Consider the following 23,087-nt stretch of genomic DNA (forward strand, 5'->3'; position numbering starts at 1 on the left):
GAGCATCGAGCTGGTCGCCGACACCTTCTACGAGGTTCCGCCGACCCGCGAGGGCGTCAAGATCTTCCCGGTCAAGGCTCATCGCCTGTCCGATTTGCGCGGTCCGCTCTCCGTCGAAGGCGGCACCACCGGTGCCGACCGCTCGCTCACCAATGGCCTGAAACTCCCCGGCGAGGCGGATGGTTTCCTCATCGCCATCGCGACCCAGGCGCCCGAGAGCCAGCAGATCGACGTGCTGAACATCTTCAATGACGGCTCCAAGGCCGACACCGAGGGTGTGATGACCGAAACCACGCTGCGCGGCTTCGGCATGGCCGAAGATCTCGTCTTCCCCGATGTAACCGGTCCGCTTTATGGCGAGGGCGCAGACAGCGCCACGCCGCAGGACCTCGTCTATCCGGGCGGCATCAGCTTCGGAAAGATCAATTTCGGCGCCGGCGGTGCCGCGACCGATGGCGCGACCAGCACCATCGAGGTGATCAACCTGATGCTGGGCGAAGGCAATGATTACCTGTTGATCGAAGGCACGCTGAACCCGGCCGAGTTCGTGTCGGCCGAACAGGTGTTCGACTTCCACGCCCCGGGCGAGGACCCCGATGCAAACCTGCCGCCAGCCTCGGATGCGTTCGAGCGGTTCACGGCCGCGGACGGGCAGCAGACGATCCGGCGCGACGGGTTCGACTGGAAGGCCGAGGGCTTCCTCGTCGGCCAGACGATCCTGATCGACGGGCTCGATCCGGAGACATGGAACTGGAGCATCGTCGCCATCGAGGATGCCAATGCCTATTCCGATGACGACGGCAACCCGCTGATCGACACCGATACCGGGCTGCCCTTCCGCGACCCGAACGACAACTCGATCCTGGTGCTGTCCGGTCCGGACTTCCCGCTCGGCCTCGACGAAAGCGTGGCGCAGCGGATCATCGGCCGCGATGAGCTGGTGATCGAAGAAGTGAGCGTGGATGTCGTCTCGACAGCTGGTGGCGGCACCGTGACCCGGTCCTCCGGCAACTGGTCCGAGAGCGGCTTCCTCGCAGGTCATCTGATCAATATCGGCGTCAACGGCATCATTTCCGTCGATACCGACGAGACGGCCGTGCAGTACCGCGTGGTCGAGATCTCCGATGACGGCCTGACGATGGAACTCAAGGGCGCAGCCCTCGAAGACAGCTTCGATTTGAGCAGCAGCAGCATGGTGACCGAGCTCTTCTGGGTGCAGGGACCGCATGGCGCGCTGACGGTCGTGCATGGCGGCGGAAACCTTCAGGTCTCCTCCACCGGGCTCTTCGACATCGTGTCTGGCGACGTGGACGCAAATGACGGCACCGAGACGATCCTCACCCGCCTTGATGGCCGCAGCTTCGCGCTGGACACCGGCTACAGCCTGAATGACGACCGCTTCGAGGTTGGACAGGTCGTGCAGCTTGCCGGCGAGGCGCATACGCGCGTCGTCCTGTCGATCAACGATGTCGATCCGGCAGCCTTCAACGCTGCCAACCTGCCAGCCGACGCTGACATGACGGAGTTCCTGACCGCGGGCACCAACTCGCAGATCGTGCTCTCCGCACAGCTTGCCGGTGCCGGGCTGGACTACGCCCAGACGCAAGGCGAATTCTCGCTTTACGTGGCCGAACCCGAAGTCACGACCGTCACGGTCGAAACCGTCGATATTCGTGTCGACCGGCTGATCCGCAGCGATGGTGGCGACTGGACCGGTGACGGCTTTGCCCCGGGCCAGGTCATCTTCATCGACGGCATTGCCGGTGGGTTCACCATCGCCAGCGTCACAGCGGACACCATCACCCTCGTGGATGCAGCACTCGATCCTTGCGATGAACCTGGCGTGACCGTGACGATCACCCGGACCGACATCACGACGTCGGACGGTGAACGCATTGGCGGCGATCATTTCGTGGTGACCGGCGGTGCCGGCCCGGACAGCCCGCTCGTCCTCTATGGCGACACCAGCCAGGATGGCGTGTGGTATTCCGGCCATTCCGACGATCCCTACGGGCTCGAATTCGGCGACAAGCCGTTTGATCCGTTCCCGCAACTGACCGATGAGGAAAACGAGGATGACGAGTGGATCTTCCCGCTGGCCAACCCGTTCACCTATCACGGCCATGACATCATCGACGCAAGCGCGCTCTATGCCGATGAGGCCGATGCGGGCATCTTCCGCTCGGTGGGCATCACCGCCTATGGCGGCGTGGGCGACGACCTGATCATCGGGTCGCAGACCGGCGACCACCTTGCCGGCGGGTCCGGCAATGACACGATCATTGGCCAGCGCGGTGTCGACCATATCTATGGCGACAGCGGCGTGAACGTCGATATCCTCACCCGCACGCTGTTGATCGCGACCAATGACAACAGCCCGCTGCCGACCGGCGACGATTCCCTGCCGGTTGCCGCCAACACCTTCAAGGCCGTGGCCTCGCCCGTGGCCGACCCGCTCGGCGACGAGACCGAGGCGGTGGGTGCCGGCAATGACATGATCACCGGCAATGGCAGCGGCATCGCCGATGGCCGTCCGGACATCATCTTCGGCGACCATGGTGCGGTGATCCAGAACGTGGTGAACCCGAACCTGCCCGACCCGGTCCTGCCGGTCGACGGCAGCAATGGGCTGAAGCAGAAGATCCAGACGACGTTGCTGGACTCGGTTCTTGTCATCACCTCGATCAATCCGCAGACCGGCGGCGACGATGCGCTGTTCGGGTCCGAGATCGACGATGTGCTGATCGGCGGCGCGGGCCATGACATGATCGATGGCGGCGACGGCGATGACCTGATCTTTGGCGACAATGTCGAGTTGACCCGCCGTGACGGCGCCGATGGCAACCTGCTGGACGATATCGAGAGCCTGCGTTTCCAGACGCTGATGGGCGCGTTGATGTATTCGCGCACGGACCGCGCGGCCGAAGAGGGCTACGGCGTCGAGACATCGCCGGGTGTCTGGGAGATTACCCCGGACACGAGCGGCGTGCTCATGGTGTCGCTCGACGCCGATGGCAACCCGATCGCCCGCGATTACCGCGACCCGAACGGGCCGGGCTGGTGGGCCGAATACGATATCGACTATGCCGACCTGCACACATTCGCCTATAACGCGGGCGAAGCGGGCGTCGGCTCCTTCGGCAATGACTACATCGCCGGTGGTGCGGGGCATGACCAGATCTTCGGTCAGCTCGGAAATGACGTCATCCAGGGTGACGGCACCATTCAGGGCGCCGTTGACGGTCTGCGCCATGTCGGCGCCGCCCGCGATCCGCTGGGTCCGGAAGACCCGGTCGGCGCGCTCACCGTGGTTGCGGCCAACGAGACCTCCTCGGAGGGCGACGGCAATGACTACATCGAAGGTGGCGGCGGCTGCGACGTGATCTTCGGCGGGTTGGGTCAGGACGACCTGGTTGGCGGATCGTCGGAGTTCTTCAGCCTGACCGAGGCGGAAAACCGTCCCGACAGCAAGGACACCATCTTTGGTGGCACTGGCGAGCAGATCGACCGCAACAACGGTCACGTGGTTGGCAGCTCCATCCCGGTGGATGCCAATGGAAACCTGCTGCAACAGCCCGATGAGCTGGCCGATGGCCATGCCCGCGACGCCGACACGATCGCTGGCGACAATGCGAATATCATCCGCATCGTCGGCACCAACAATGTCGACCTGATCGCCGATGACGCGATCAACCCGAGCGCGTCGGATGCTTCCGGGCTCTATGACGACGATGGCGTGCCGGTCTACCAGGCGGTTTACGAGGCGCTATACAATTCGCGCAACGGTCTCTACCAGTCCTTCGACTACGACATCTTCGAGGGGAGCGAGCGCATCGTTGTACGTGGCGTGAGCCTGCTCGACTACACGCCGGGCGGACCCGACTACCAGTCCGGCCTGTTCTCCGAAACGGCGGGTGGTGAGTTCCGCGAAATGTTCGGCTTCGGCGCCAGCGTCGATATTGGCGGACATGACGAGATCCACGGCGAGACCGATGACGACACGATCTATCTCGGCGGCGGCAATGACATCGCCTTTGGTGATGCCCAGAACGACGACATCATCGGCGGTTGGGGCAATGACTGGATCTCCGGCGGCACCGGTATCGACGGTATTCTCGGCGATGACGGCCGGATCTTTACCAGCCGCAACACCGCGCTGAGTGACGATGGCAGTGTCAGCCTGAAGGGCAACACACGCGATTGGGGCAATTACGGCACCGAATATGCCGAGTCGCTTTACGGCGTCTATTCCCTGCTCAACGACGATCCAGACACCCGCACAAGCCAGGGTATCGTGATCAACGAGGTGATCGCCACGCCGGGCAACGTGCAGCAGACCACCGCCAATATCGAAGGCGAACTGCTCAAGTCGGTCGACCTGTCGCCGTTCAACGTTGTTGAGGGGCAATCCCTGCTTCCGGGCGCCTCCGCCGATCCGACCACGCATAACCCGCTCTTTGCCGATGACGTGATCTTCGGCGGTCTCGGGGATGACTTCATCCACGGTGGCTCGGGCGACGATGCGATCGGTGGCGGCGAGGCGCTGCCCGAGAGCTATATCCAGCTCTTCGAAGGCGTCACGCCGGACGAGTCGCAAGACAGCGACGCGAACCTTGTCGCGCCGACGGGCCTCGTGCGGACGGATTACAGCCGGCCGTGGAACCCGGGCAACATCCTGCTGTTCAACACCGGCGAGCCGCATTGGAACGAGCCGACTCCGGTTCAGTCGCGCACCGGCGAGTTCTATCTCTACGACGAGTACGACCCGCGGCGCGCGCTCCTGTTCAACGATGATGGATCGGTCTGGAAAGATGACAGCGTCGATCCGACGACGCTCAAGCATTTCTTCCTCAACCAGCTCGACAATGAAGGGCCGACCGCGCTCAGCTATGTCGAATTCGCGCCCAACGGCACGCCGATCGGCGTCGAAGTGGCGCGCGAATCCGACGGCGACGATCGGATCTTCGGCGATATGGGCAATGACTGGATCGTCTCGGGGACGGGACGCGACCATGTCTATGGCGGCTTCGGCAACGACCTGATGAATGCCGATGACGTGACCGGCGGGCCGGGCAACAGCTACGACCTGACGGGCGCGCTCAACGATGCGCCGGAGACCCACCTTATCTGGGAGGACCGCGTCTTTGGCGGCGCCGGGCTCGACATCCTGATCGGCAATACCGGCGGCGACCGGCTGATCGATCACCTGGGCGAGTTCAACTCCTATATCGTGCCGTTTGCACCGTTCGGAATCTCGACGGTCAGCCGGCAGGTGCCGCCGCAGCTGTGGGACTTCCTCACCGCACAGGCAGCCAGCGATGGCGTGGACCTGACCCGCACGACCGATACCGGAAACAACAATTCCCGGTCGCGCTATTCCAACGTGCACTACCAGATGGGCGAGCCTTACGGCGAGCTGGGCCTCGTGGTTCAGGGGGATCACGGCTTCTGGCAGGACCAGAGCGGTCCGCCCACCGATCCGCAGGCCGGAAACATTCCGGGCGGACGGCGGGACATCCTGCGCACGGCGGATTTCGACAATCGTTCGCTCGATGCCTTTGCGCCGGATCGTGGCAAATTCACCGCCACGGGCGGCTCGATGGCGGTCGCCTCGGCGACGTCGGACGACACGGCCTCGGCGGTCTTCATGCTCGATGACTTCCTGCCGAGCTATTACGAGGTCCAGGCGACGTTCAACCTCGACAAGCCGACAGGCGGCTGGAAGTCCAACGGCTACGTGATCTTCGACTATTACAGCGACATCGACTTCAAGTTCGCCGGCATCAACGTGTCGACCAACAAGATCGAGATGGGCTATGTCGACGAGGCCGGCTGGCACTATGTCCAGCAGTCGAAAAAGCCGGTTCGGATCAAGCCGGGGCAGGACTACACAGTCACCGTTGCTGTGAATGGCAATAACGTGACCGTTGCCGTGGCAGGGGTGAACTGGTTCACCTATGACTACACCCCGCGCGTGGACGCCCTTGGCGATCCGATCCCGCTCAATGGCGGCCTGGTCGGCGTGGGCATGGACGGCTCCTCGGGCAAGGTGGACAACTTCCTCGTCCAGATCCTGCCGCCGGACTGGACGCTCGACGAGACCGACGATTTCGCGCCCATCGCGGAATTGCCGCGGGTGGACGAAACCGCGGGCTGGGTCGAGGCGTCTGGCACGCTCGCCGGAACCGCCGGATCTGATGGACCGGCAGTCCAATCCGTGGATCTCGGCTCACAGCTGAGCTCGAACTCGGTGCTCGAGATTGATGTGGATATCACCACCGCTGGCATGGCCGGGCTGGTCTTCGACCGCTACGATGCCGAGAACTACAAGTTCGCGGCGCTGGACGTGGCCAATGATCAGCTGGTGGTCGGGCATGCGACCGGCAAGGACGGCATCGTGATCGACGCGACCTATGCGGCGGATCTCGATCCGGCCACAGCGTATCGCCTGCAGGTAACGATGCAGGGGGCAGGGATCGGCATCAAGCTCGATGGCGTTCTGCTCTCCAGCTTCGGCTTCAACGCCGCGCTGGTGGATGGCGGGTTCGGCATTGCCGTTTTCGACGGCGCGGCCAGCTTCGACGATCTGCGCGTTGCCACCAATGACGCGGCCTTTGCCGAAGCCATGCGGCTGTCATCCGACAGCCAGGCCTATGTCACGGCCGATGCACCTGCGCTTGACGCGGATGCTGTTCAGGCCGTGTATCAGGCGGCGCTGACGGATTGGGCGGAAAGCGGCCTGGCATCCGCAGAAGAGATCGCGGCGCTTGAGGCCGTCGAGCTGGTTGTGATCGACCTTGAGGGGACGACCCTTGCGCGGACGACCGAGGAGGGGGCGATCCTTCTGGATGTCACCGCGGCGGGCATCGGCTGGTTCATCGATGACACGCTGGACACCGATGAGGATCTCGGCACCGGGATCGACCTGTTGACTGTGCTCCGGCACGAGATCGGGCACCTGCTTGGCTTCGGTCACGCGGCGGATGGCGTGATGCGTGCCGACGTGAATGCCGGCACACGGGTTGCGATCGATGGCAGCACCAGCGTGTCGCCGGATATCGACACGCTGTCGGTGATGACGCAACAGGTCGATGACTTGCTGGAGCAGGACTATGACGACCTTGTGGACATTGCCTCCGACGGCGGCGATGGCGGCGGCGACGTGGTGCTGGTCGAAGATGAGTCCCCGGTATCGGCGCCGGAAACCGACAGCAATCCGGGCAATGGCAAGGGCAAGGGACACAAGTCCGCAGCGGTTGAAGGGCTCGTCTTCGATCCGAAGACCGGCGAACTTGTCGATCCCGCCGAGGCCGAACTCCTCTTCGGATTGCGTGACCGCCAGCCAGCGGTTGCAGCGGTTGCCGTCGCATCGGTTGCCGCACTCGGTCGCGGCAGTCTGTCAGCCGGGTCCAGAGGTTCCGGCCAGGCGCCCAAGGTGCTTCGGAACGCTGCGAATGATGGCCTTGCGGCGCGTCTGTCCAGATGGGTGCGCAGGGCCTGAGAAAATGCGTGATCCCTCGGATTGAGGGGTCACGCGTTTCTTTGGCTGGAAGCAAGCCCGGTTGGACGGGTTCGCCATGATGAGGCGACGCCCCGTTGCCCTCCCGGGGATTGCACGGCGCTGCCGACAGAGGAAGGCATACGCGAAAGCCGGTGAGCGGGTTTTGCGAAGCCAATGACACGCGTCATCCAAACGCGCGAACCTGACCTCCATTCCGCCGAACGGCTTTGTTGCGATTTTTCCTTGGCGGGGAACACGCTGTAACGCCAACCAATACAGCTTGGACGCAGATTTGCGCCCGGGGTGGGAACGCAATAACTACATAGAAACAGTTTTTTAGCGGGGGAATGATGGTAGGCCCGGCAGGACTTGAACCCGCAACCAAAGCGTTATGAGCGCTCTGCTCTAACCAATTGAGCTACAGGCCCGCGCATCGGAATGGGTATGCAGTGTCGGCGGCGGGGTCAAGGGGACATAGGAGGGCGGTGGCAATGGACTCACTCAAACCTGTCTCGAGCTCGAGCAATCCGGACATGCGCTGCAACCCGAAGACGCGGGCAGGGCGAGTGCAGGGCGCCGATCCGATGAGGGCAGATTTCGGCCGTGATTCCGTTCAATGCGCTGCCATTGCTTCATTGTTTTTCAAGGGGGTGACGCGGGCCACGCCAGCTCTATTCCCGAGAGATGCCTTTCGCCACGGGAGCACATAGCTTCCCTTTCGGAGCGCCCTGAGGTAAAGCGCGAGAAATTTCTTTGCCGGGGGCGCTTGCAGATGAGCGAGAAAAGGAACGGGCTGACCTATGCCCAGGCGGGCGTGGATATCGACGCGGGCAATGCGCTGGTCGAGCGAATCAAGCCAGCGGCGAAATCCACCAATCGGGCCGGCGTCATGGCGGGTCTGGGCGGCTTCGGCGGGCTCTTCGATCTGAAGGCCGCCGGATATGACGACCCGGTGCTCGTGGCCGCGACCGACGGGGTCGGCACCAAGCTCAAGATCGCCATCGATACCGGCTTCGTCTCCGGCGTCGGCATCGACCTCGTGGCGATGTGTGTCAACGATCTGGTCTGTCAGGGCGCGGAGCCGCTCTTTTTCCTCGATTACTTCGCCTGCGGCGCGCTCGACGTGGAGCGGGCGGCACAGGTTGTCGAAGGGATCGCCGAGGGCTGCCGGCAGTCCGGCTCGGCGCTGATCGGCGGCGAGACGGCGGAGATGCCGGGCATGTATGCATCGGAGGATTTCGACCTCGCAGGATTCTCCGTCGGCGCGATGGAGCGCGGGACGGCGCTGCCCGCTGGTGTGTCCGAGGGCGATCTGCTGCTGGGGCTGGCCTCGGCGGGGGTCCATTCCAATGGTTACTCGCTGGTGCGCAAGATCGTCGAGGTTCAGGGCTTGAGCTGGGACGCACCGTCGCCCTTCTGCGACGGCCCACTGGGCGAGGCGCTGCTGGCGCCGACCCGGATCTATGTCAAACAGGCGCTGGCCGCGATCCGCGCCGGCGGCGTGCACGGGATCGCCCATATCACCGGTGGGGGGCTGACCGAGAACCTGCCGCGCGTGCTGCCCGAGGGGCTGGGCGTCGCGGTCGATCTCTCCACCTGGGAACTGCCGCCGGTCTTCAAATGGCTGGCGAAAGCGGGCGGGTTGGAGATTTCCGAGCTGCTCAAGACCTTCAATTCCGGCATCGGCATGGTGCTCGTGGTCGCGCCCGAGCGTGCCGAGGCGCTGGCGACGCTGTTGGAAGAGCAGGGGGAGCAGGTCTTCCGCATCGGCGAAGTCGTGGCGGGCGAGGGTGTTGCCTACCGCGGAGAGCTTGCGTGAAACGGGTCGCGATCCTGATCTCGGGGGGCGGGTCCAACATGGTCTCGCTGCTCGACAGCATGGAAGAGGCCGGCCACCCGGCCAGGCCGTGTCTCGTCGCCTCCAACGACCCGAACGCGGGCGGTCTGGCCAAAGCGGCTGCGCGCGGCGTGCCCACGGCGGCGCTGGATCACAAGCCTTTCGGCAAGGATCGGCCCGCCTTCGAAGCGGGACTGTCGAAGATCATCGCTGATCATGGTGCCGACATGATCTGTCTTGCCGGTTTCATGCGCGTTCTGACCGCGGGGTTTGTCACCCCATGGTCCGGGCGGATGCTCAATATCCATCCCTCCCTGCTGCCGAAATATCGCGGGCTGCACACCCATGCGCGCGCGCTGGAGGCTGGAGACGCGGAGCATGGCTGCACGGTGCATGAGGTCACGCCGGAGCTCGATGATGGCCCGATCCTTGGCCAGGCACGCGTTCCCGTCGTCTCCGGCGATACGCCCGAGAGCCTCGCGGCCCGCGTGTTGGTGATGGAACACCGGCTCTATCCGGCCGTTCTGCGGCGATATGCAGCCGGGGACCGGACCCCTGTGACACTTCCGTGACGCTTCCCAACCGCGCGCATTGAGTCTAAGACAACCGGAACGGGCAGAAAGCCGTTTTGGTATAACAAAATAGAGTTGCGGGCATGCGTACATTGAAAACCACCGAAGAGCTTGCCGCCTTTTGCGCGCAGGCAGCGGAGGGACCCTATGTCACGCTCGATACGGAGTTTCTCCGCGAGCGGACCTATTACTCCCGGCTCTGCCTCATTCAGATGGCACTGCCCGGCGACGGCGAAGCGGTTCTGATCGACCCGATCGAGGGCGGCGACGCGCTCTCTCTTGAGCCGCTCTACGAGCTTTATCGGAACACCGACGTGGTCAAGGTCTTCCATGCCGCGCGGCAGGATCTGGAGATCTTCTTCCACGAGGGGAATGTCTTCCCGGAGCCGCTCTTCGACACCCAGGTCGCTGCCATGGTCTGTGGGTTTGGCGAGCAGGTGGGCTATGAGACGCTGGTGCGCAAGATCGCGCATGGCGCGGTGGACAAGAGCTCGCGCTTTACCGACTGGTCGCGCCGTCCGCTGTCGGACGCTCAACAGACATATGCGCTGGCCGATGTGACCCATCTGCGCGTGGTCTATGAGTTCCTCGCCGCAGAACTTGAAAAAAGCGGCAGAACCCATTGGGTTACCGAGGAACTTTCGGTTCTGACCGATCCGGCGACCTATCAGGTCGACCCCGAGAATGCCTGGAGACGGGTCAAGACGCGGACCAATTCGGGCAGGTTTCTTGCTGTTGTGCGCGAGCTGGCGCGGTTCCGTGAGACCCATGCGAAGACACGCAATATCCCGCGCAACCGGGTCTACAAGGATGACGCACTGCTCGAGCTGGCCTCGACCAAGCCGACCAACCTGCAGGATCTGGGCAAGTCGCGGATGCTGCTGCGCGATGCCCGCAAGGGAGCGATTGCCGACGGAATCCTTGCCGCAGTCGAAGCCGGGCTTGCGGTTCCCTCCGAGGATTATCCGAAACCCGATACCAGCCGCGACAAGCTTCAGGTCAATCCGGCGCTGGCGGATCTTCTTCGGGTGCTGCTCAAGGCCAAGTCAGAGACCGCCTCGGTTGCGCAAAAGCTGATCGCGACCTCGGCGGAGCTGGACATGATCGCGTCCGGGCGCCGCGACGTTCCGGCGCTGAAAGGCTGGCGCGCAGAAGTGTTTGGTGACGATGCGTTGCGCCTCTGTGCCGGTGAAATCGGCCTGACAGCGCGCGGTACGAGCGTCAAAGTCATCGAACTCTAGACGCGCCTATACGATCTCCTGTCGCTCCGTGCTGTGACGGATCCGGATAATGCGTTGCTGGCGGGCTGGACCCGCTGGCGTGACAGAGTGCGCAATCCGGTGTCGCAGGATCTGCCCGCCGCTCCCGACAGGCAGATCCGGATCGATCTCTACCCGCAGCAGCCCCCGCCTGCTGCTTTCAGTGTTCCAGAGGGGGCTTCGTTGAGATTGGCGCCCCGTCCGAGCCAGGTTCGATCCGATAGATATAAATCGGCAAATCGCGCATCGAAATCCTGTGGCACCGAGCGTTCCGCCAACCCCGTGGCCATGAGAGCCGCCTGCCAGGCCTTGACGCGGGGATAGGCGGTCAACATGTCATGGCCGGAATGCTGTTCGACAAGGGCTGCGCGATGCAGGAGCGGCAACCACGCGATGTCGACATTGCCCAGCTCCGTCCCCGAGAAATACGGCCCGTCGCCCAGTCGCGCCTCGGCCCGTTCGAACGCCTTGCCCAGCTTGCTCATGCGGTCCTGAAATGCGCATTGATCGGCGCTCTGCAGTGTCGCGCATTGAACGAGGTAGTGCTTGGAGGCCTGATAGCTCCAGGCGCGCTGGATCGCACGCTGCTCTGGTGTCAGATCGTTCTGGAGCGGTGCCGTGATCTCGTCGATATACTCGACAATGGCGTCGCTCTCGAACAGCGCGACGCCCGTCTCGGTCACAAGCAATGGCACCTGCGCGGTGGGCGACAGGTCAAGAAACCAGTCCGGCTTTGCGCTGAGCTGAATGTATTCCACGTCGTAGGGAACGTTCTTTGCTTCGAGCATCGCCGTGACCCGCTGCACAAACGGGCAGATCTTGAAGCTCACTATCTTGATCATCAGTCTTTCCTTCATCGTGATCGTTTGCCCAGTAAGACGCGACAGGATCGGAAAAGACGAAGCTTTGGTCAGAATTAATCGCAACACCCTGATTTTGATGTGTAATCAGATATGTTTCCGCGCCCATCGAGGGAGAGATCGCAGCAGGCCTCGAACAGGGTGCGCAAATCCGCGCGGGCTGCCCCGACCCGCGATTTCAGTGTCGAATAGGTAAAGCCGTGCCGCTCGGCATAGTCCGTTTGAGACATCCCCTCGATGTCGATATCTCGAAGCAATTCCGCCTTTTCGGCCGGGAGCGCATTGATAAACGGTTCAACGCAACGCTCGAGTTCGTGTAGCGCCTCGGGATCGTCCTTGACGTGCCAGAGTTCCGCAGCACTGACGTCGCGCGCCGTCGCCGATCGCCGGTAGAAATCGATGATCGTCCGATGTGCGGTTTGGAACAGCCAGGGTTGGAGGGAGGCGGGATCGTCGAGCGCGGGAAGGCCCTTGAACACGTTGATCGAGATATCCTGCAGAAGCTCGTCCACATCGGCGGGATTGGCAACCTTTCTGTTGAGAAACGCCCGGATGCGCCGCTGATAGGCCTCCCAAACATCTTCGATCTTCATCCTGATGCCTCGAGGGCGGTCTGGTCAGCCCGTTACGTCACCATTTGAGACTGGTCGCTCCCTGCATCGCCCCGGAGTAGATCCACCGGCGGAAGGCCGCAGAAGCGACCGATCTCAGCGGCTGGACGTCCGCTGGTTGTTCTGCCCGATCACCCGGATCTGGCGCACCCCACGCAAAGATTGGTCGGAGATAAAGGCGCCGGCGCTCAACTCCCGCGACGCCTGGTTGACCGCATTGGTCTGCCGTTTCGGCGGAACGACCCGGAACTCGAGCTGGATCACGCCATCCTTGGGAGCGATCCTGCCGGCCTCGGATTTGTAAGTGGAGATAAGATCGGCGCCCCAATAGCCCTGTCGTGGCGGCAGGCCCACGGCGGTCACAACGGCGCCGCCCGGAACCTGGTCAACTTGCATCGACACAACCTGCGAGACCAGCGGTCGCGGATCCGCGTCGATCGGGTAGCCCTTGTTCGGAGCGAGGGAGGGTTCTCCCGTGCTGTTGGAGAACCAGCCCCAATTGCCCGGGTTGTAGCGGGATTGGCACCCAGCCAGGACAAGCACGGCCAGGAGGCCCGCAACAATCTGCACTTTCATCTCTCGCCCTCGTCGCCGTGTCGCTCGCTGTTCCGGCCTTTGGCTTAACGAAAAGCGCGGGGCTTGAAAAGCCTGTGCGGACGGGTAGATGGGATGGACGAGGCAGAGTGCGCGTCCTAGAGAGGGCGCATCAGTCAAGGAGGGCCGCATGGCGCAGGAATCTTTCGAAGATATCGTCGACACGTTCGAGTTCCTGGATGATTGGGAAGAACGCTACCGCCATGTGATCGATCTCGGCAAGGCGATGGAGCCGCTGGCCGAGAGTCTGCGGGTTCCGGCGACCAAGGTCGAGGGCTGCGCGAGCCAGGTCTGGCTGGCGCCGGAGATCGAAGGGCAGGGTGCGGAGGCCATCTTCCGCTTCCGTGGCGACAGCGATGCAATGATCGTGCGCGGGCTGATCGCCATCCTTCTGGCGTTGTATTCGGGGCTGAGCGCGCGCGCGGCCCTGGAGGTGGATGCGCCGGCGGAGCTTGCCCGGCTGGGGCTCAACGACCATCTTTCTTCCCAGAGATCCAACGGGTTGCGAGCCATGGTTGAACGAATCCGGGAGCTGTGCGACCGCAGCGTCGCGGCGTGAGAACCGGGCCCGCGCGCCTGCGGGAGGCCCGCGCGCAGGAGGCCGAGGCCGAGACGATCAGCCGCCTCATTTCTACGACGCTGTTTCGCTCCAACGCCGCGGATTACCCGATGACTGTGCTCGAACGCGTCGCCGAGGCCCATGCGCCGAGCCATGTGTTGGACTACCTGGCCCGTCGAGATGTTCTTGTTGCCGAGACCGAGGCAGGCGAGATTGTCGGCACGGTGGCCGCCGAGGCGGAGTGGCTGAAATCCTTCTTCGTCCATCCCGACTGGCAGGGGCGCGGCATCGGCCGGGCCCTTCTTGAGGCCGCGCTGGCGCGCATGACAGCGCGCGACATCGCGACCGCGTGGCTGGAAGCATCCCTCACCGGCGTGGATTTCTACCAGACCGCAGGATTCACGCCGATGCGCGAGATCATAGAACGCGCTGACCGCCGCATTGTTATGAAGAAAGACCTGTAAGGTTTTGGCAAATTTCAAGAAACTGCCTGCGCCGCGAAGCGGCGCCACCGCCGTACGGACTCTGTCCGACGGCAAGCCCCGGCCCTGAGAGGCGCGCGGTTCGCGCTATGTCCCGATTGCCTCGGACAGCGCGACCGCGAGATCGCCATAGCCGGTCTTGCGCCGCTCATAGGTCAGCCCCAACCGTTTCGCACATTCCTCCGCCTTGGCATCGAGCGCCGGATCGTCCGTCTGCGCCTGGTAGACCAGCCGGCTATAATGGGCGAAATAGCTGTGGATCAGGTCCGGATAGCGGTCCAGCCCCAGCGGCTTCCAGACAAAGGCGTCGAACTGGCGCACGAGGAAGTCGGTGAGATAAAAACTGTCGATCTCGCCCTCCGCGCGCGCGGCAAAGGCTCCATTGCCCTCGTAAAAGGAATAACAATGCGGACCGGCGATCATCTCGACCCCGTGCCGCGCACAAACCGCCTGCAGCAGACCGCCCGTGCCGCAATCGGCATAGGCGACGAAGATCGTCTCGTACTGCGTTGATTTCTCTTCGATCATCGCCTCGACAGCCGGGGCGATCCGGTCCGGATGATTGTGCAGGATCGCGGGCAGGCAAGCGAGATCCATGTGATCCCAGCCATTGGCCGCCTTCACCGCCAGGATCTCCCGCGCGATCGCGCCGCACCCGATCACCAACAGCCGCGCCGTGCCATCCCCGTCCAGCGAAAGCCCTTCATCTGTCAGGTCCTGATCGGTCAGGCTCATTGCTCTTCCTTCTCTGAGTCGATCCAGCGCCGCGCCCGGTACAGCCGCAGCGCGACCAGCACCATGAAGGCGATTCCGATCCAGGGCGCGACACTGGTCCAGGCCATGGATGCGACACCGATCGTGACACCGGCGATCAGGATCACGGCGACAAGAAGAATTAGGTAAGTTCTCGGGGGCATGGTTCTCTCCTCACCCCCGAAACATAAGTTTGCGCTACAGCAATGTCAGCCCGCGGCCATCTGATTATGTTTGCGTGCGACGAAATCTTTCGCCGTTTCGACCGCAACAGCCGCATCCCGGCAATAGGCATCCGCGCCGATGGCCTTGCCAAACTCCTCGTTCAGCGGCGCACCGCCCACCAGCACGATGTAGTCGTCCCGCATGCCCTTCTCGGAGAGCGTGTCGATGACGACCTTCATATAGGGCATGGTCGTGGTCAGCAGGGCAGACATACCGAGAATATCCGCCGACTCTGCCTCCAGGGCCTCAAGGTAGGAGTCGACCGCGTTGTTGATCCCGAGATCGACCACTTCGAAGCCCGCGCCTTCCATCATCATGGCAACGAGGTTCTTGCCGATATCGTGGATATCGCCCTTCACGGTGCCGATCACCATCTTGCCCATGCGCGGCGCGCCAGTCTCGACCAGAAGCGGCTTGAGAATAAACATCCCGCCCTTCATCGCATTGGCCGCCAACAGCACCTCGGGCACAAAGAGGATCCCGTCGCGGAAATCATTGCCGACAATGGTCATGCCGGAAACAAGCGCTTCTGTCAGCACCTCGTAAGGCTGCCAGCCGCGTTCCAGCAGGATATTGACACCTTCCTCGATCTCCTCCTTGAGACCGTCATAGAGGTCGTCATGCATCTGTTGAACGAGCTCGTCGGTTTCCAGTTCGGAAAGGATGATGTCGTCTTCTTCGTCGGACATGTCAGGACTCCTGGCAGGGCGGCGATCAGGCGCCGGATCTTGGGTTCAGGTTTTCACGCAAGGATGGGGGGCGACGCGACGGATTGCGACATTCTGGCGTCGCAACCGACCCGAAAGGCAGATTCGCCGGTGCTTCCCTTGCAGGATGTTCTCATTTTGTTCTAGTTTGGTGTCATGCGACAGCCGGACCCGACCCATCTGCCGCAAGACCGCCGCCGCGGCCGTGCTGCACTTTCCAACCGGCCGGGCCGGTTCGAGCCGCATGGGCGAGAGGCCGATTGCGATGGCTGGCCGGGAGACGAGACACCGCTGCCGCCGCTGCGCACCGAGCTGACGGAAGAAATCCCGCGCAAGATCCTGACGCGCAACAAATCTCCCGATATCGGCTTCGACCGATCGGTGAATCCCTATCGCGGCTGCGAACATGGTTGCATCTATTGCTTCGCGCGTCCGACCCACAGCTACCTCGGCCTCTCCGCCGGGCTCGATTTCGAGACCCGCCTGACGCTGAAACCCTCCGCGCCGGAGCTCCTGCGCCGCGAGATCAGTCGCAAGGGCTACACACCGGGGCCCATCGCCTTCGGCACCAATACCGATGTCTACCAGCCGATCGAGCGCGACCACCGCATCGCTCGGGGCTGTTTCGAAGTGCTGAGCGATTTCCGTCACCCGTTGATGATCACCACCAAGGGCAGCCTGATCGAGCGCGACACCGATATCCTTGGCGAGATGGGGCAGGCCGGGCTTGCCCGCGCCTCCATTTCCATCACAACGCTGGATCGCGACCTCGCGCGCTCGATGGAGCCTCGTGTGCCGTCCCCCGCGCGCCGGTTGCGCGTGATCGAAACCCTTGCCGGGGCCGGTCTCCCGACCATGGTCTTCATCGCGCCGGTCATTCCCGGCCTGACCGATCACGAGATAGAGCCGATCCTGCAGGCGGCCCGGGATGCCGGTGCCAGCTCCGCGATGATGATCCTGCTGCGCCTTCCGCTGGAGGTTGCGGATCTCTTCAAGGAATGGATCCGCGAGGCCCGGCCGCTGCGTGCCGAGCGGGTGCTGGCCCGCATCCGCGAGACCCATGGCGGATCGGACTACGACTCCGCCTGGAAAACCCGCATGACGGGGCAGGGACATTATGCTGCGCTTCTCAACCAACGGTTTCGCCTCTCCGTCAAACGGTTGCACTTGTCGACGGACCCGGCGCCGCTGCGCACGGATCTCTTCCGTAAGCCGCCTGAATCAGGCGACCAGCTCAGTCTGTTCTAGAATCCCAACCGGCGTCTTCCGCCCATCGCTTGCGCCGCCGGAACGACAATCCGAGGGGGCGTTCAGACGCGTCGCCGCCGCCGGGTTGTCCGAACCTCGGGGCCGCCGCCATCGGTGCCGTCACTGGCCGAGGAGAAGCCCCCAAGCGTCTCGGTGATCGCCTCGAGGCTCGGGCGCGGCCCTGCCGGTTCGCTTTCCAGCGCCGCGCGCATCGCCTTGAGATGTTCGGTCGTCGTGCCGCAGCAGCCCCCGATGATCTTCGCGCCCGAATCCCGCGCCATGACAGCATATTTCGCCATCAGCTCCGGCGTGCCGTCATAATGGATATGCCCGTCCTCGTATTTCGGAATGCCGGCATTGCCCTTGGCCACGACCGGGATCTCCGGGGCTTGCGCCGTGAAGCCCAGCACCGTGCGCAGCAGGTCCGAGGACCCGACGCCACAATTGGCGCCGAAGGCAAGCGGTCTGTGGGAGAGGCCTGAGACCAGCGAGACCATGTCCGCCGAGGTCAGGCCCATCATCGTCCGTCCCGCCGTGTCGAAGGACATCGTGCCGACCCAGGGCATGCCCGCAAGACCGGCGGCCTCGGCAGCGGCCTTGTATTCCTCCGGCGCCGAGATCGTCTCGACCCAGAGAACATCCGCGCCCCCTTCTTTCAGGCCCTCGGCCTGTTCGTGGAACATCTCCACCGCCAGCTCATGGGTCAGCGACCCCATTGGTGCCATGATCTCGCCTGTCGGCCCCATCGAACCGGCGACGATGACGGGTCGCCCGGCCGCATCGGCAATTTCGCGGCCAAGCGCGGCGCCGAGCCGGTTCAGCTCGCGCACGCGGTCCTGAGAGTCATGCAGCTTCAGACGCGAGGCGTTGCCGCCGAATGTGTTGGTCAGGAAGATATCCGAACCGGCATCGACCGGCCCCTGGTACAGAGCCCGGATCCGGTCTGCGTGATCGGCATTCCACAGCTCCGGCGCGTCGCCCGATTGCAGCCCCATATTGAACAGCGTCGTCCCGGTCGCGCCATCGGCCATGAGCCAGTCGCGTGTCGAAAGGAGGTGGGAAAGGGCATCTGTCATCGGAGATCTCCATCGAGGACGGGCAGGGAATGGCCGGCCACTCGGGGTCGGATGGTGGCTCATCTCACGATCCGCGGTTTTAGGCAAATCGAATGATGTCATGATCTTCATGAGGCCAAACGCAAGACGCGCCCCAAAGGGCGCGCCGCAATCGTCCAGTCCGGATGCCCGGTTCAGAGCATCGACTTGATCTCGCCTTTCGCCGCACGCTCGCGGGCATCGGCCAAAAATTCCGCCATCCGCTCGCGCACACGCTCCTCGGGGCGCGTGTCGCCAAGATCGGCCATCAGCTTGGCAACGACAGATTCCTCGCCGGCCTCCTGCAGGTCGATCCGGATGATGTCCTTGGCATAGCGCACCGCCTGTTCGGCCGTCTTGCCCATAAGCGCAGCGGCCCAGAAGGCGATATGCTTGTTGCGTGAGGCCTGGGCGAGAAACTCCATCTCGGCATCATGAACGAATTTCGCCTCATAGGCGGCTTCGCGATCGTCAAAGGTGGTCATTTGAACGGTTTCCCTCCCGCAATTCCGTTACACATATATATCTATGTCGTCGTCGCTTGATTGCCTAGTGCGCGGCGGTGCGACCCAAGGGCCTAGCCGCGCCCGAACAACTGCGCAAGCCGCGCAAGATCGGCCTTTTTTTCGGCGTCCGGTCGCTCGCCGGCAAAGATCATCGTCCGTGCTTCTTCCAGCGCGCCGTCGATATCGCCCCCAAGGAGCTGCTGGGTCAGCTGATCGAGCCAGCCTACCTGCTGATCCCCCGGCAGCGCCGTTTCCACGGCTTTGACCAGCAACCCGGTCACTTCTTCCTCCCAGCTCGTCGTTGCAGCCCCGGCCGCTTCTGCGGATTCGGCGAGGAGAGCAGGGTCTGCCAGCGCTTCCGGGACCGGCGTCGCGACCGATGCCGCGACAGGTGTTGTTGCCATGTCCGCCGGCACCGGCCCGGTGGCGTGGATGTCCGGTGAAAGCTGTGTTCGTATCGCGTTCGCGGCTTCCGACACCGGGTGCCCCGCAACGGCGGTGGAAAGTTCGAGCACGACCATCTCGGGGTCTTCGCTCTGTCCGAAAAGCAGATCCGGGTCGATCCCGAGCGCTTCGAGGATGATCGCCTGGCGCACAGGGGTCATGATCTCCGAATGCGGTGTTCCGGGGGGCGGGAGGCTGTCCGCCTCGACCGGATGCGGCATTCCGGCATCCGTGCCGCGCCAGTCGGCCTCGGCAATGTCACCCTCGGCGCTGATCGAGTCCGCGCGGCGCGTGGCGCGGCCATCCTGGTAGACATGGAAGGAGAAATGCGCCCCCGGATGACGGCTGCCGGAATAGCGGAAATAGAAGAGCTCGTCGCCGGTCAGCTCGGTGCTGAGCCGTTCGGAGAAAAGCGAGGTCTCGCCATCGCCTTCGAGGAACTCGATCAGTGTCAGCCTCGCCACGCCGATCGGACCGGAAATCCGCACCGGGCCCGGTGAGCCCCCGCTTTCGGTCAGCACGACACGGGTCAGGGGCGTCGGGCCCACGGTTCCGGCGGGTTGGATGTGTAGCGTGTTCTCCGGCATCTGCGCGTGTGCATTCTTTCGCAGCTTGCCACCGCCCAGCAGCCGTCGGATCAGGCCTGGCTTTTTCGGCGGTGTCGTCTCGGCTGCGTCGGTCGGTGCCCCTGCGCCAGAGGCGGCCCGTCCGACCGCCTCGGCGACCTCGGTCGGCGAACGGGCCGACAAGGCGAAATCGATCAGGGCGAAATCCTCGGTCATCTGGGCTGTCTCCTCTCGGCGGGCGGACCCCGCGCTTGACGCAAGGGTCTGACAGGGAGGCGGAAGTGTCAACCGAGACCACCCGCGCGCAGCCCTGTTTCGTCCGCCGCTTGCGACATTCCCGGCCATGGCTTATAGCGCAGGACAAAACAGGCCCGGGACGCTCCCGAAATCGGCCGCAGAAAGGACCTCATGGCACGTCGCAAAAAGATTTACGAAGGTAAGGCCAAGATTCTCTACGAAGGCCCGGAACCGGGCACGATCGTGCAGTATTTCAAGGACGACGCCACCGCTTTCAACGCCGAGAAGAAGGACGTGATCGAAGGCAAGGGGGTGCTCAACAATCGCCTGTCCGAGTATTTCATGAACGGGCTGAACAATATCGGCGTTCCGACGCACTTCATCAAGCGTCTCAATATGCGCGAGCAACTCGTTCGTGCCGTTGAAATAATTCCGCTCGAGGTTGTCGTGCGCAACGTTGCCGCCGGGTCCATTTCAAAGCGTCTCGGGATCGAGGAAGGCACGCCGCTGCCGCGTCCGATCGTCGAGTTCTACTACAAGGACGATGCGCTCGGCGACCCGCTGGTCACCGAGGAGCATATCATCGCCTTTGGCTGGGCGGCGCAGCAAGACATGGACGACATGGTTGCCCTTGCGCTGCGGGTGAATGATTTCATCTCCGGCATCATGATGGGTGTCGGCATCAAGCTGGTGGATTTCAAGATCGAGATCGGGCGAATCTATGATGGCGATTTCATGCGCCTCATCGTGGCCGACGAGATCTCTCCTGATTCCTGCCGGCTCTGGGACAGCAAGACCGGCGAGAAGCTGGACAAGGACGTGTTCCGCCGCGACCTGGGCAACCTGGCCGATGCTTACACGGAAGTGGCCAAGCGTCTGGGCGTTCTGCCGAGCAACAACGCGCCGTTGGGCAAGCCCACGCTGATCAATTGAAAGCCCGTGCTCCTCGAGGGAGGGGCGCGCCGATCCAAGAGACTGAAGGACGAGCAGAGATGAAGGCCAAGGTGACCGTGATGCTGAAGACCGGCGTTCTGGACCCGCAGGGCGAGGCGGTGAAATCCGCGCTCGGCTCGCTCGGGTTCGAGGGTGTCGATGCGGTTCGGCAGGGCAAGGTGATCGAGCTGGACCTGGCCGAGAGCGACCGGGCCGCAGCCGAGACGGCGGTGACGGAGATGTGCGAGAAGCTGCTCGCCAACACGGTCATCGAGAGCTACTCCTTCGAGCTGGCCTGATGCAGGCTGCCCTGCTGACAGGCTATCGCGCGCCGCTGGAGATCGGCGCGCGGCCCGATCCCACGCCGCCTCCGGGGGGCGTGGTGCTGAAGGTGCTGGCCTGTGGTATCTGTCGCTCGGACTGGCATGTCTGGACCGGGGCAGACCCGGTCGCGCTGCCGCAGATTCCGGGCCATGAGTATTGCGGCGAAGTTGTCGCCGTGGGGCAGGGCGTCACGCAATGGAATCTCGGGGATCGGGTGATCGCGCCCTTCATCCTCGCCTGTGGCCATTGCGACGCCTGTTCAAGGGGGCGCCAGACGATCTGTCCCGATCAGGCGCTGCCGGGCTTCACGCAGGACGGCGCCTATGCCGAACTGATTGCCGTGCCGCATGCGGACACCAACCTGACCGCGCTGCCGCCCTGGATGGAGCCGTCGCTCGCCGCTGCGATGGGCTGCCGGGTGACAACCGCCTGGCACGCGCTGACCGGCCGGGCGCGGCTTGCCCCGGGCGAGTGGCTGGCGATCTTCGGCACTGGCGGGATCGGGCTGTCGGCGCTGCTGTTGGGAAAGGCGCTCGGCGCGCGCGTGATCGCGGTCGACGTGGTGCCTGAGAAGCTGAACTACGCGCTGTCGCTGGGCGCCGAAGCGGTTGTGAATGCCGCGACGATGGACGCCGCCGCGGCCGTGCGGGATCTCACGGGCGGTGGCGCGGATGTCGCCATCGAAGCGCTCGGAGTTGAAGAAACCACTGTAAGTGCTCTGAAATCGCTCGGAAAGATGGGGCGAATGGTCCAGGTCGGGATGCCGGCCGGTGATCATGTGACCATGTCGCTGCCGATGGATGCCGTCTATTCCGGCCAGCTGGCCGTCTTTGGCACCCGTGGTATGCCCGCCTGGCGTTACCCGAGCCTTCTGAGCCTGCTGGAGGCGACGGAGCTCGACCTCTCGCCGCTGATTTCCCGCCGCGTCCGGCTCTCGGACGCATCCGCCGAACTGGCCGCCTATGACGGGCCGACCCCGCCGGGCGTCGCCGTCATCACCGATTTCCTGAGCTGAGGAGCCCAATGATGCGCGCAGCTGTAGTCACCTTCCCCGGATCCAATTGTGACCGTGACCTTGCCGTGGCCTTCGAGGCAGCAGGTTTCGAGGTCCACCGCGTCTGGCATCGCGACAGTGCCTTGCCCGAAGGGCTGGACGTGATTGGCCTGCCGGGCGGATTCTCCTTCGGCGATTACCTGCGCTGCGGCGCGATCGCCGCCAATGCGCCGATCTGCCGGGAGGTGAAGGCTTTCGCCGAACGGGGCGGGCACGTGCTGGGGATCTGCAACGGGTTCCAGATCCTGCTGGAGACCGGCCTGCTGCCGGGCGCCCTGATGCGCAATGCGAATTTGCATTTTGTCTGCAAACCCGTTGGTTTGCGGGTCGAAAGTGAAGCGTCCCCCTATACCGCGCGCTATGGTGAGGGGGCGGAGATCACTATTCCGGTCGCCCACCATGACGGGAATTACCAGGCCGATGCAGAGACGATTGCGCGGCTCGACGGAGAAGGGCGTGTCGCCTTCCGCTATACCGACAACCCGAACGGGTCCGCCGGGGATATTGCTGGCGTGCTGTCTGCGAACCACCGCGTTCTCGGCATGATGCCGCATCCGGAACGCGCCATTGACGAGCTGCATGGCGGCACGGACGGGGTGCCGCTGTTCGCCGGTCTGACGGAGATGCTGGTCGGGGCCTGAGGCCCGGCGGCTTCGAGCCGGTTGGCGGGGCAGGTGTTGCCCGGCCCGATCCACAAGCTCCGTGAGGTCTGTCAGACAGG

Annotated in this window: 20 protein-coding genes and 1 tRNA gene (1 of these 21 only partly in view); 11 read left to right on the top strand and 10 right to left on the bottom strand. The window is 63.7% G+C overall.

Translation table 11 applies throughout. The features are described 5' to 3' along the window. Positions 1–7,501 carry the 3' portion of an LEPR-XLL domain-containing protein gene (locus R3X27_RS02710; protein WP_317707286.1) on the top strand. The gene continues 23,615 nt to the left of window position 1, outside the view, so 7,501 of the gene's 31,116 nt are visible here — the last part of the coding sequence; its start codon lies off the left edge, out of view; its stop codon occupies positions 7,499–7,501. 351 nt (positions 7,502–7,852) lie between these two features. On the opposite strand, the gene R3X27_RS02715 is transcribed toward R3X27_RS02710, so the two are convergent. Further along, positions 7,853–7,929 (bottom strand) — tRNA-Ile (locus tag R3X27_RS02715). Positions 7,930–8,273: 344 nt separating this feature from the next. Between R3X27_RS02715 and purM the strand changes: the two genes are divergently transcribed. From purM to rnd, 3 genes are all read left to right on the top strand, one after another. Beyond that, positions 8,274–9,320 carry a phosphoribosylformylglycinamidine cyclo-ligase gene (gene purM / locus R3X27_RS02720; protein WP_317707287.1) on the top strand — a complete coding sequence of 349 codons (1,047 nt, stop codon included), beginning with the start codon at positions 8,274–8,276 and terminating at the stop codon, positions 9,318–9,320. After that, a complete protein-coding gene (gene purN, locus R3X27_RS02725) occupies positions 9,317–9,910 on the top strand; it encodes a phosphoribosylglycinamide formyltransferase (protein ID WP_317707288.1) in 594 nt (197 codons plus the stop codon). The genes purM and purN overlap by 4 nt, the downstream gene beginning before the upstream one ends. Before the next feature lie 83 nt (positions 9,911–9,993). After that, positions 9,994–11,151: a ribonuclease D gene (gene rnd, locus R3X27_RS02730; protein WP_317707289.1), complete on the top strand. Its 1,158-nt coding sequence runs from the start codon at positions 9,994–9,996 to the stop codon at positions 11,149–11,151. 149 nt (positions 11,152–11,300) lie between these two features. Here rnd and R3X27_RS02735 read toward each other — a convergent pair whose 3' ends face one another. From R3X27_RS02735 to R3X27_RS02745, 3 genes are all read right to left on the bottom strand, one after another. After that, positions 11,301–12,011: a glutathione S-transferase family protein gene (locus R3X27_RS02735; protein WP_317707290.1), complete on the bottom strand. Its 711-nt coding sequence runs from the start codon at positions 12,009–12,011 to the stop codon at positions 11,301–11,303. A 74-nt stretch (positions 12,012–12,085) separates the two neighbouring features. Further along, positions 12,086–12,622, bottom strand: a complete 537-nt coding sequence (locus R3X27_RS02740) for a sigma-70 family RNA polymerase sigma factor (RefSeq protein WP_317707291.1) — start codon at positions 12,620–12,622, stop codon at positions 12,086–12,088. A gap of 114 nt (positions 12,623–12,736) precedes the next feature. Beyond that, positions 12,737–13,216, bottom strand: coding sequence for a hypothetical protein (locus R3X27_RS02745; protein WP_317707292.1), 480 nt, complete (start codon positions 13,214–13,216; stop codon positions 12,737–12,739). A gap of 148 nt (positions 13,217–13,364) precedes the next feature. Between R3X27_RS02745 and R3X27_RS02750 the strand changes: the two genes are divergently transcribed. Beyond that, positions 13,365–13,793: a SufE family protein gene (locus tag R3X27_RS02750; RefSeq protein WP_317707293.1), complete on the top strand. Its 429-nt coding sequence runs from the start codon at positions 13,365–13,367 to the stop codon at positions 13,791–13,793. Continuing rightward, complete coding sequence (locus R3X27_RS02755) at positions 13,790–14,257, top strand: GNAT family N-acetyltransferase (RefSeq protein WP_317707294.1); 468 nt, start codon at positions 13,790–13,792, stop codon at positions 14,255–14,257. Before R3X27_RS02750 ends, R3X27_RS02755 begins: the two co-directional genes overlap by 4 nt. A gap of 105 nt (positions 14,258–14,362) precedes the next feature. Here the strand turns inward: R3X27_RS02755 and R3X27_RS02760 are convergent, their stop codons facing one another. Genes R3X27_RS02760 through R3X27_RS02770 form a run of 3 tightly spaced genes read right to left on the bottom strand, consistent with a single transcriptional unit; the run spans position 14,363 to position 15,942 of the window. Beyond that, on the bottom strand, positions 14,363–15,010 hold the full coding sequence (locus tag R3X27_RS02760) for a DUF1638 domain-containing protein (RefSeq protein WP_317707295.1): 648 nt from the start codon (positions 15,008–15,010) through the stop codon (positions 14,363–14,365). Then, positions 15,007–15,192, bottom strand: coding sequence for a hypothetical protein (locus R3X27_RS02765; RefSeq protein ID WP_317707296.1), 186 nt, complete (start codon positions 15,190–15,192; stop codon positions 15,007–15,009). The genes R3X27_RS02760 and R3X27_RS02765 overlap by 4 nt, the downstream gene beginning before the upstream one ends. 45 nt (positions 15,193–15,237) lie before the next feature. Continuing rightward, positions 15,238–15,942 (bottom strand): B12-binding domain-containing protein, encoded by a 705-nt coding sequence (locus R3X27_RS02770; protein ID WP_317707297.1) that lies wholly within the window; start codon positions 15,940–15,942, stop codon positions 15,238–15,240. Between the two features lie 174 nt (positions 15,943–16,116). On the opposite strand from R3X27_RS02770, the gene R3X27_RS02775 reads away from it, so the two are divergent. Further along, positions 16,117–17,208, top strand: coding sequence for a PA0069 family radical SAM protein (locus R3X27_RS02775; protein WP_317707298.1), 1,092 nt, complete (start codon positions 16,117–16,119; stop codon positions 17,206–17,208). A 62-nt stretch (positions 17,209–17,270) separates the two neighbouring features. Here R3X27_RS02775 and bmt read toward each other — a convergent pair whose 3' ends face one another. The 3 genes from bmt to R3X27_RS02790 all read right to left on the bottom strand — a co-directional run bounded on the left by bmt (position 17,271) and on the right by R3X27_RS02790 (position 20,034). Beyond that, on the bottom strand, positions 17,271–18,284 hold the full coding sequence (gene bmt, locus R3X27_RS02780; RefSeq protein ID WP_317707299.1) for a betaine--homocysteine S-methyltransferase: 1,014 nt from the start codon (positions 18,282–18,284) through the stop codon (positions 17,271–17,273). A gap of 173 nt (positions 18,285–18,457) precedes the next feature. Further along, on the bottom strand, positions 18,458–18,787 hold the full coding sequence (locus tag R3X27_RS02785) for a DUF1476 domain-containing protein (protein WP_317707300.1): 330 nt from the start codon (positions 18,785–18,787) through the stop codon (positions 18,458–18,460). 92 nt (positions 18,788–18,879) lie between these two features. Then, positions 18,880–20,034: a hypothetical protein gene (locus R3X27_RS02790; protein ID WP_317707301.1), complete on the bottom strand. Its 1,155-nt coding sequence runs from the start codon at positions 20,032–20,034 to the stop codon at positions 18,880–18,882. A 192-nt stretch (positions 20,035–20,226) separates the two neighbouring features. Between R3X27_RS02790 and purC the strand changes: the two genes are divergently transcribed. From purC to purQ, 4 genes are read left to right on the top strand one after another with little or no spacing between them, the layout of a single operon-like run. After that, positions 20,227–20,988, top strand: coding sequence for a phosphoribosylaminoimidazolesuccinocarboxamide synthase (gene purC / locus R3X27_RS02795; RefSeq protein WP_317707302.1), 762 nt, complete (start codon positions 20,227–20,229; stop codon positions 20,986–20,988). Positions 20,989–21,047: 59 nt separating this feature from the next. Next, positions 21,048–21,287, top strand: coding sequence for a phosphoribosylformylglycinamidine synthase subunit PurS (gene purS / locus R3X27_RS02800; protein WP_317707303.1), 240 nt, complete (start codon positions 21,048–21,050; stop codon positions 21,285–21,287). After that, complete coding sequence (locus R3X27_RS02805) at positions 21,287–22,327, top strand: zinc-dependent alcohol dehydrogenase family protein (protein WP_317707304.1); 1,041 nt, start codon at positions 21,287–21,289, stop codon at positions 22,325–22,327. Before purS ends, R3X27_RS02805 begins: the two co-directional genes overlap by 1 nt. 11 nt (positions 22,328–22,338) lie before the next feature. Beyond that, positions 22,339–23,007 (top strand): phosphoribosylformylglycinamidine synthase subunit PurQ, encoded by a 669-nt coding sequence (gene purQ, locus R3X27_RS02810; RefSeq protein ID WP_317707305.1) that lies wholly within the window; start codon positions 22,339–22,341, stop codon positions 23,005–23,007. Positions 23,008–23,087: the final 80 nt, after the last annotated feature.

The organism is Tropicimonas sp. TH_r6, assembly GCF_033101155.1.
Lineage (GTDB): Bacteria > Pseudomonadota > Alphaproteobacteria > Rhodobacterales > Rhodobacteraceae > Tropicimonas.

What these genes read in the sequence shown, in the direction of transcription:
- R3X27_RS02785 (WP_317707300.1), bottom strand. Translation starts at nt 18,787, where the DNA reads ATGACCACCTTTGACGATCGCGAAGCCGCCTATGAGGCGAAATTCGTT.
- R3X27_RS02765 (WP_317707296.1), bottom strand. Translation starts at nt 15,192, where the DNA reads ATGCCCCCGAGAACTTACCTAATTCTTCTTGTCGCCGTGATCCTGATC.
- R3X27_RS02735 (WP_317707290.1), bottom strand. Translation starts at nt 12,011, where the DNA reads ATGATCAAGATAGTGAGCTTCAAGATCTGCCCGTTTGTGCAGCGGGTC.
- R3X27_RS02770 (WP_317707297.1), bottom strand. Translation starts at nt 15,942, where the DNA reads ATGTCCGACGAAGAAGACGACATCATCCTTTCCGAACTGGAAACCGAC.
- bmt (WP_317707299.1), bottom strand. Translation starts at nt 18,284, where the DNA reads ATGACAGATGCCCTTTCCCACCTCCTTTCGACACGCGACTGGCTCATG.
- R3X27_RS02790 (WP_317707301.1), bottom strand. Translation starts at nt 20,034, where the DNA reads ATGACCGAGGATTTCGCCCTGATCGATTTCGCCTTGTCGGCCCGTTCG.
- R3X27_RS02745 (WP_317707292.1), bottom strand. Translation starts at nt 13,216, where the DNA reads ATGAAAGTGCAGATTGTTGCGGGCCTCCTGGCCGTGCTTGTCCTGGCT.
- purM (WP_317707287.1), top strand. Translation starts at nt 8,274, where the DNA reads ATGAGCGAGAAAAGGAACGGGCTGACCTATGCCCAGGCGGGCGTGGAT.
- R3X27_RS02775 (WP_317707298.1), top strand. Translation starts at nt 16,117, where the DNA reads ATGCGACAGCCGGACCCGACCCATCTGCCGCAAGACCGCCGCCGCGGC.
- purS (WP_317707303.1), top strand. Translation starts at nt 21,048, where the DNA reads ATGAAGGCCAAGGTGACCGTGATGCTGAAGACCGGCGTTCTGGACCCG.
- R3X27_RS02805 (WP_317707304.1), top strand. Translation starts at nt 21,287, where the DNA reads ATGCAGGCTGCCCTGCTGACAGGCTATCGCGCGCCGCTGGAGATCGGC.
- R3X27_RS02760 (WP_317707295.1), bottom strand. Translation starts at nt 15,010, where the DNA reads ATGAGCCTGACCGATCAGGACCTGACAGATGAAGGGCTTTCGCTGGAC.
- R3X27_RS02750 (WP_317707293.1), top strand. Translation starts at nt 13,365, where the DNA reads ATGGCGCAGGAATCTTTCGAAGATATCGTCGACACGTTCGAGTTCCTG.
- rnd (WP_317707289.1), top strand. Translation starts at nt 9,994, where the DNA reads ATGCGTACATTGAAAACCACCGAAGAGCTTGCCGCCTTTTGCGCGCAG.
- purC (WP_317707302.1), top strand. Translation starts at nt 20,227, where the DNA reads ATGGCACGTCGCAAAAAGATTTACGAAGGTAAGGCCAAGATTCTCTAC.
- purQ (WP_317707305.1), top strand. Translation starts at nt 22,339, where the DNA reads ATGCGCGCAGCTGTAGTCACCTTCCCCGGATCCAATTGTGACCGTGAC.
- R3X27_RS02740 (WP_317707291.1), bottom strand. Translation starts at nt 12,622, where the DNA reads ATGAAGATCGAAGATGTTTGGGAGGCCTATCAGCGGCGCATCCGGGCG.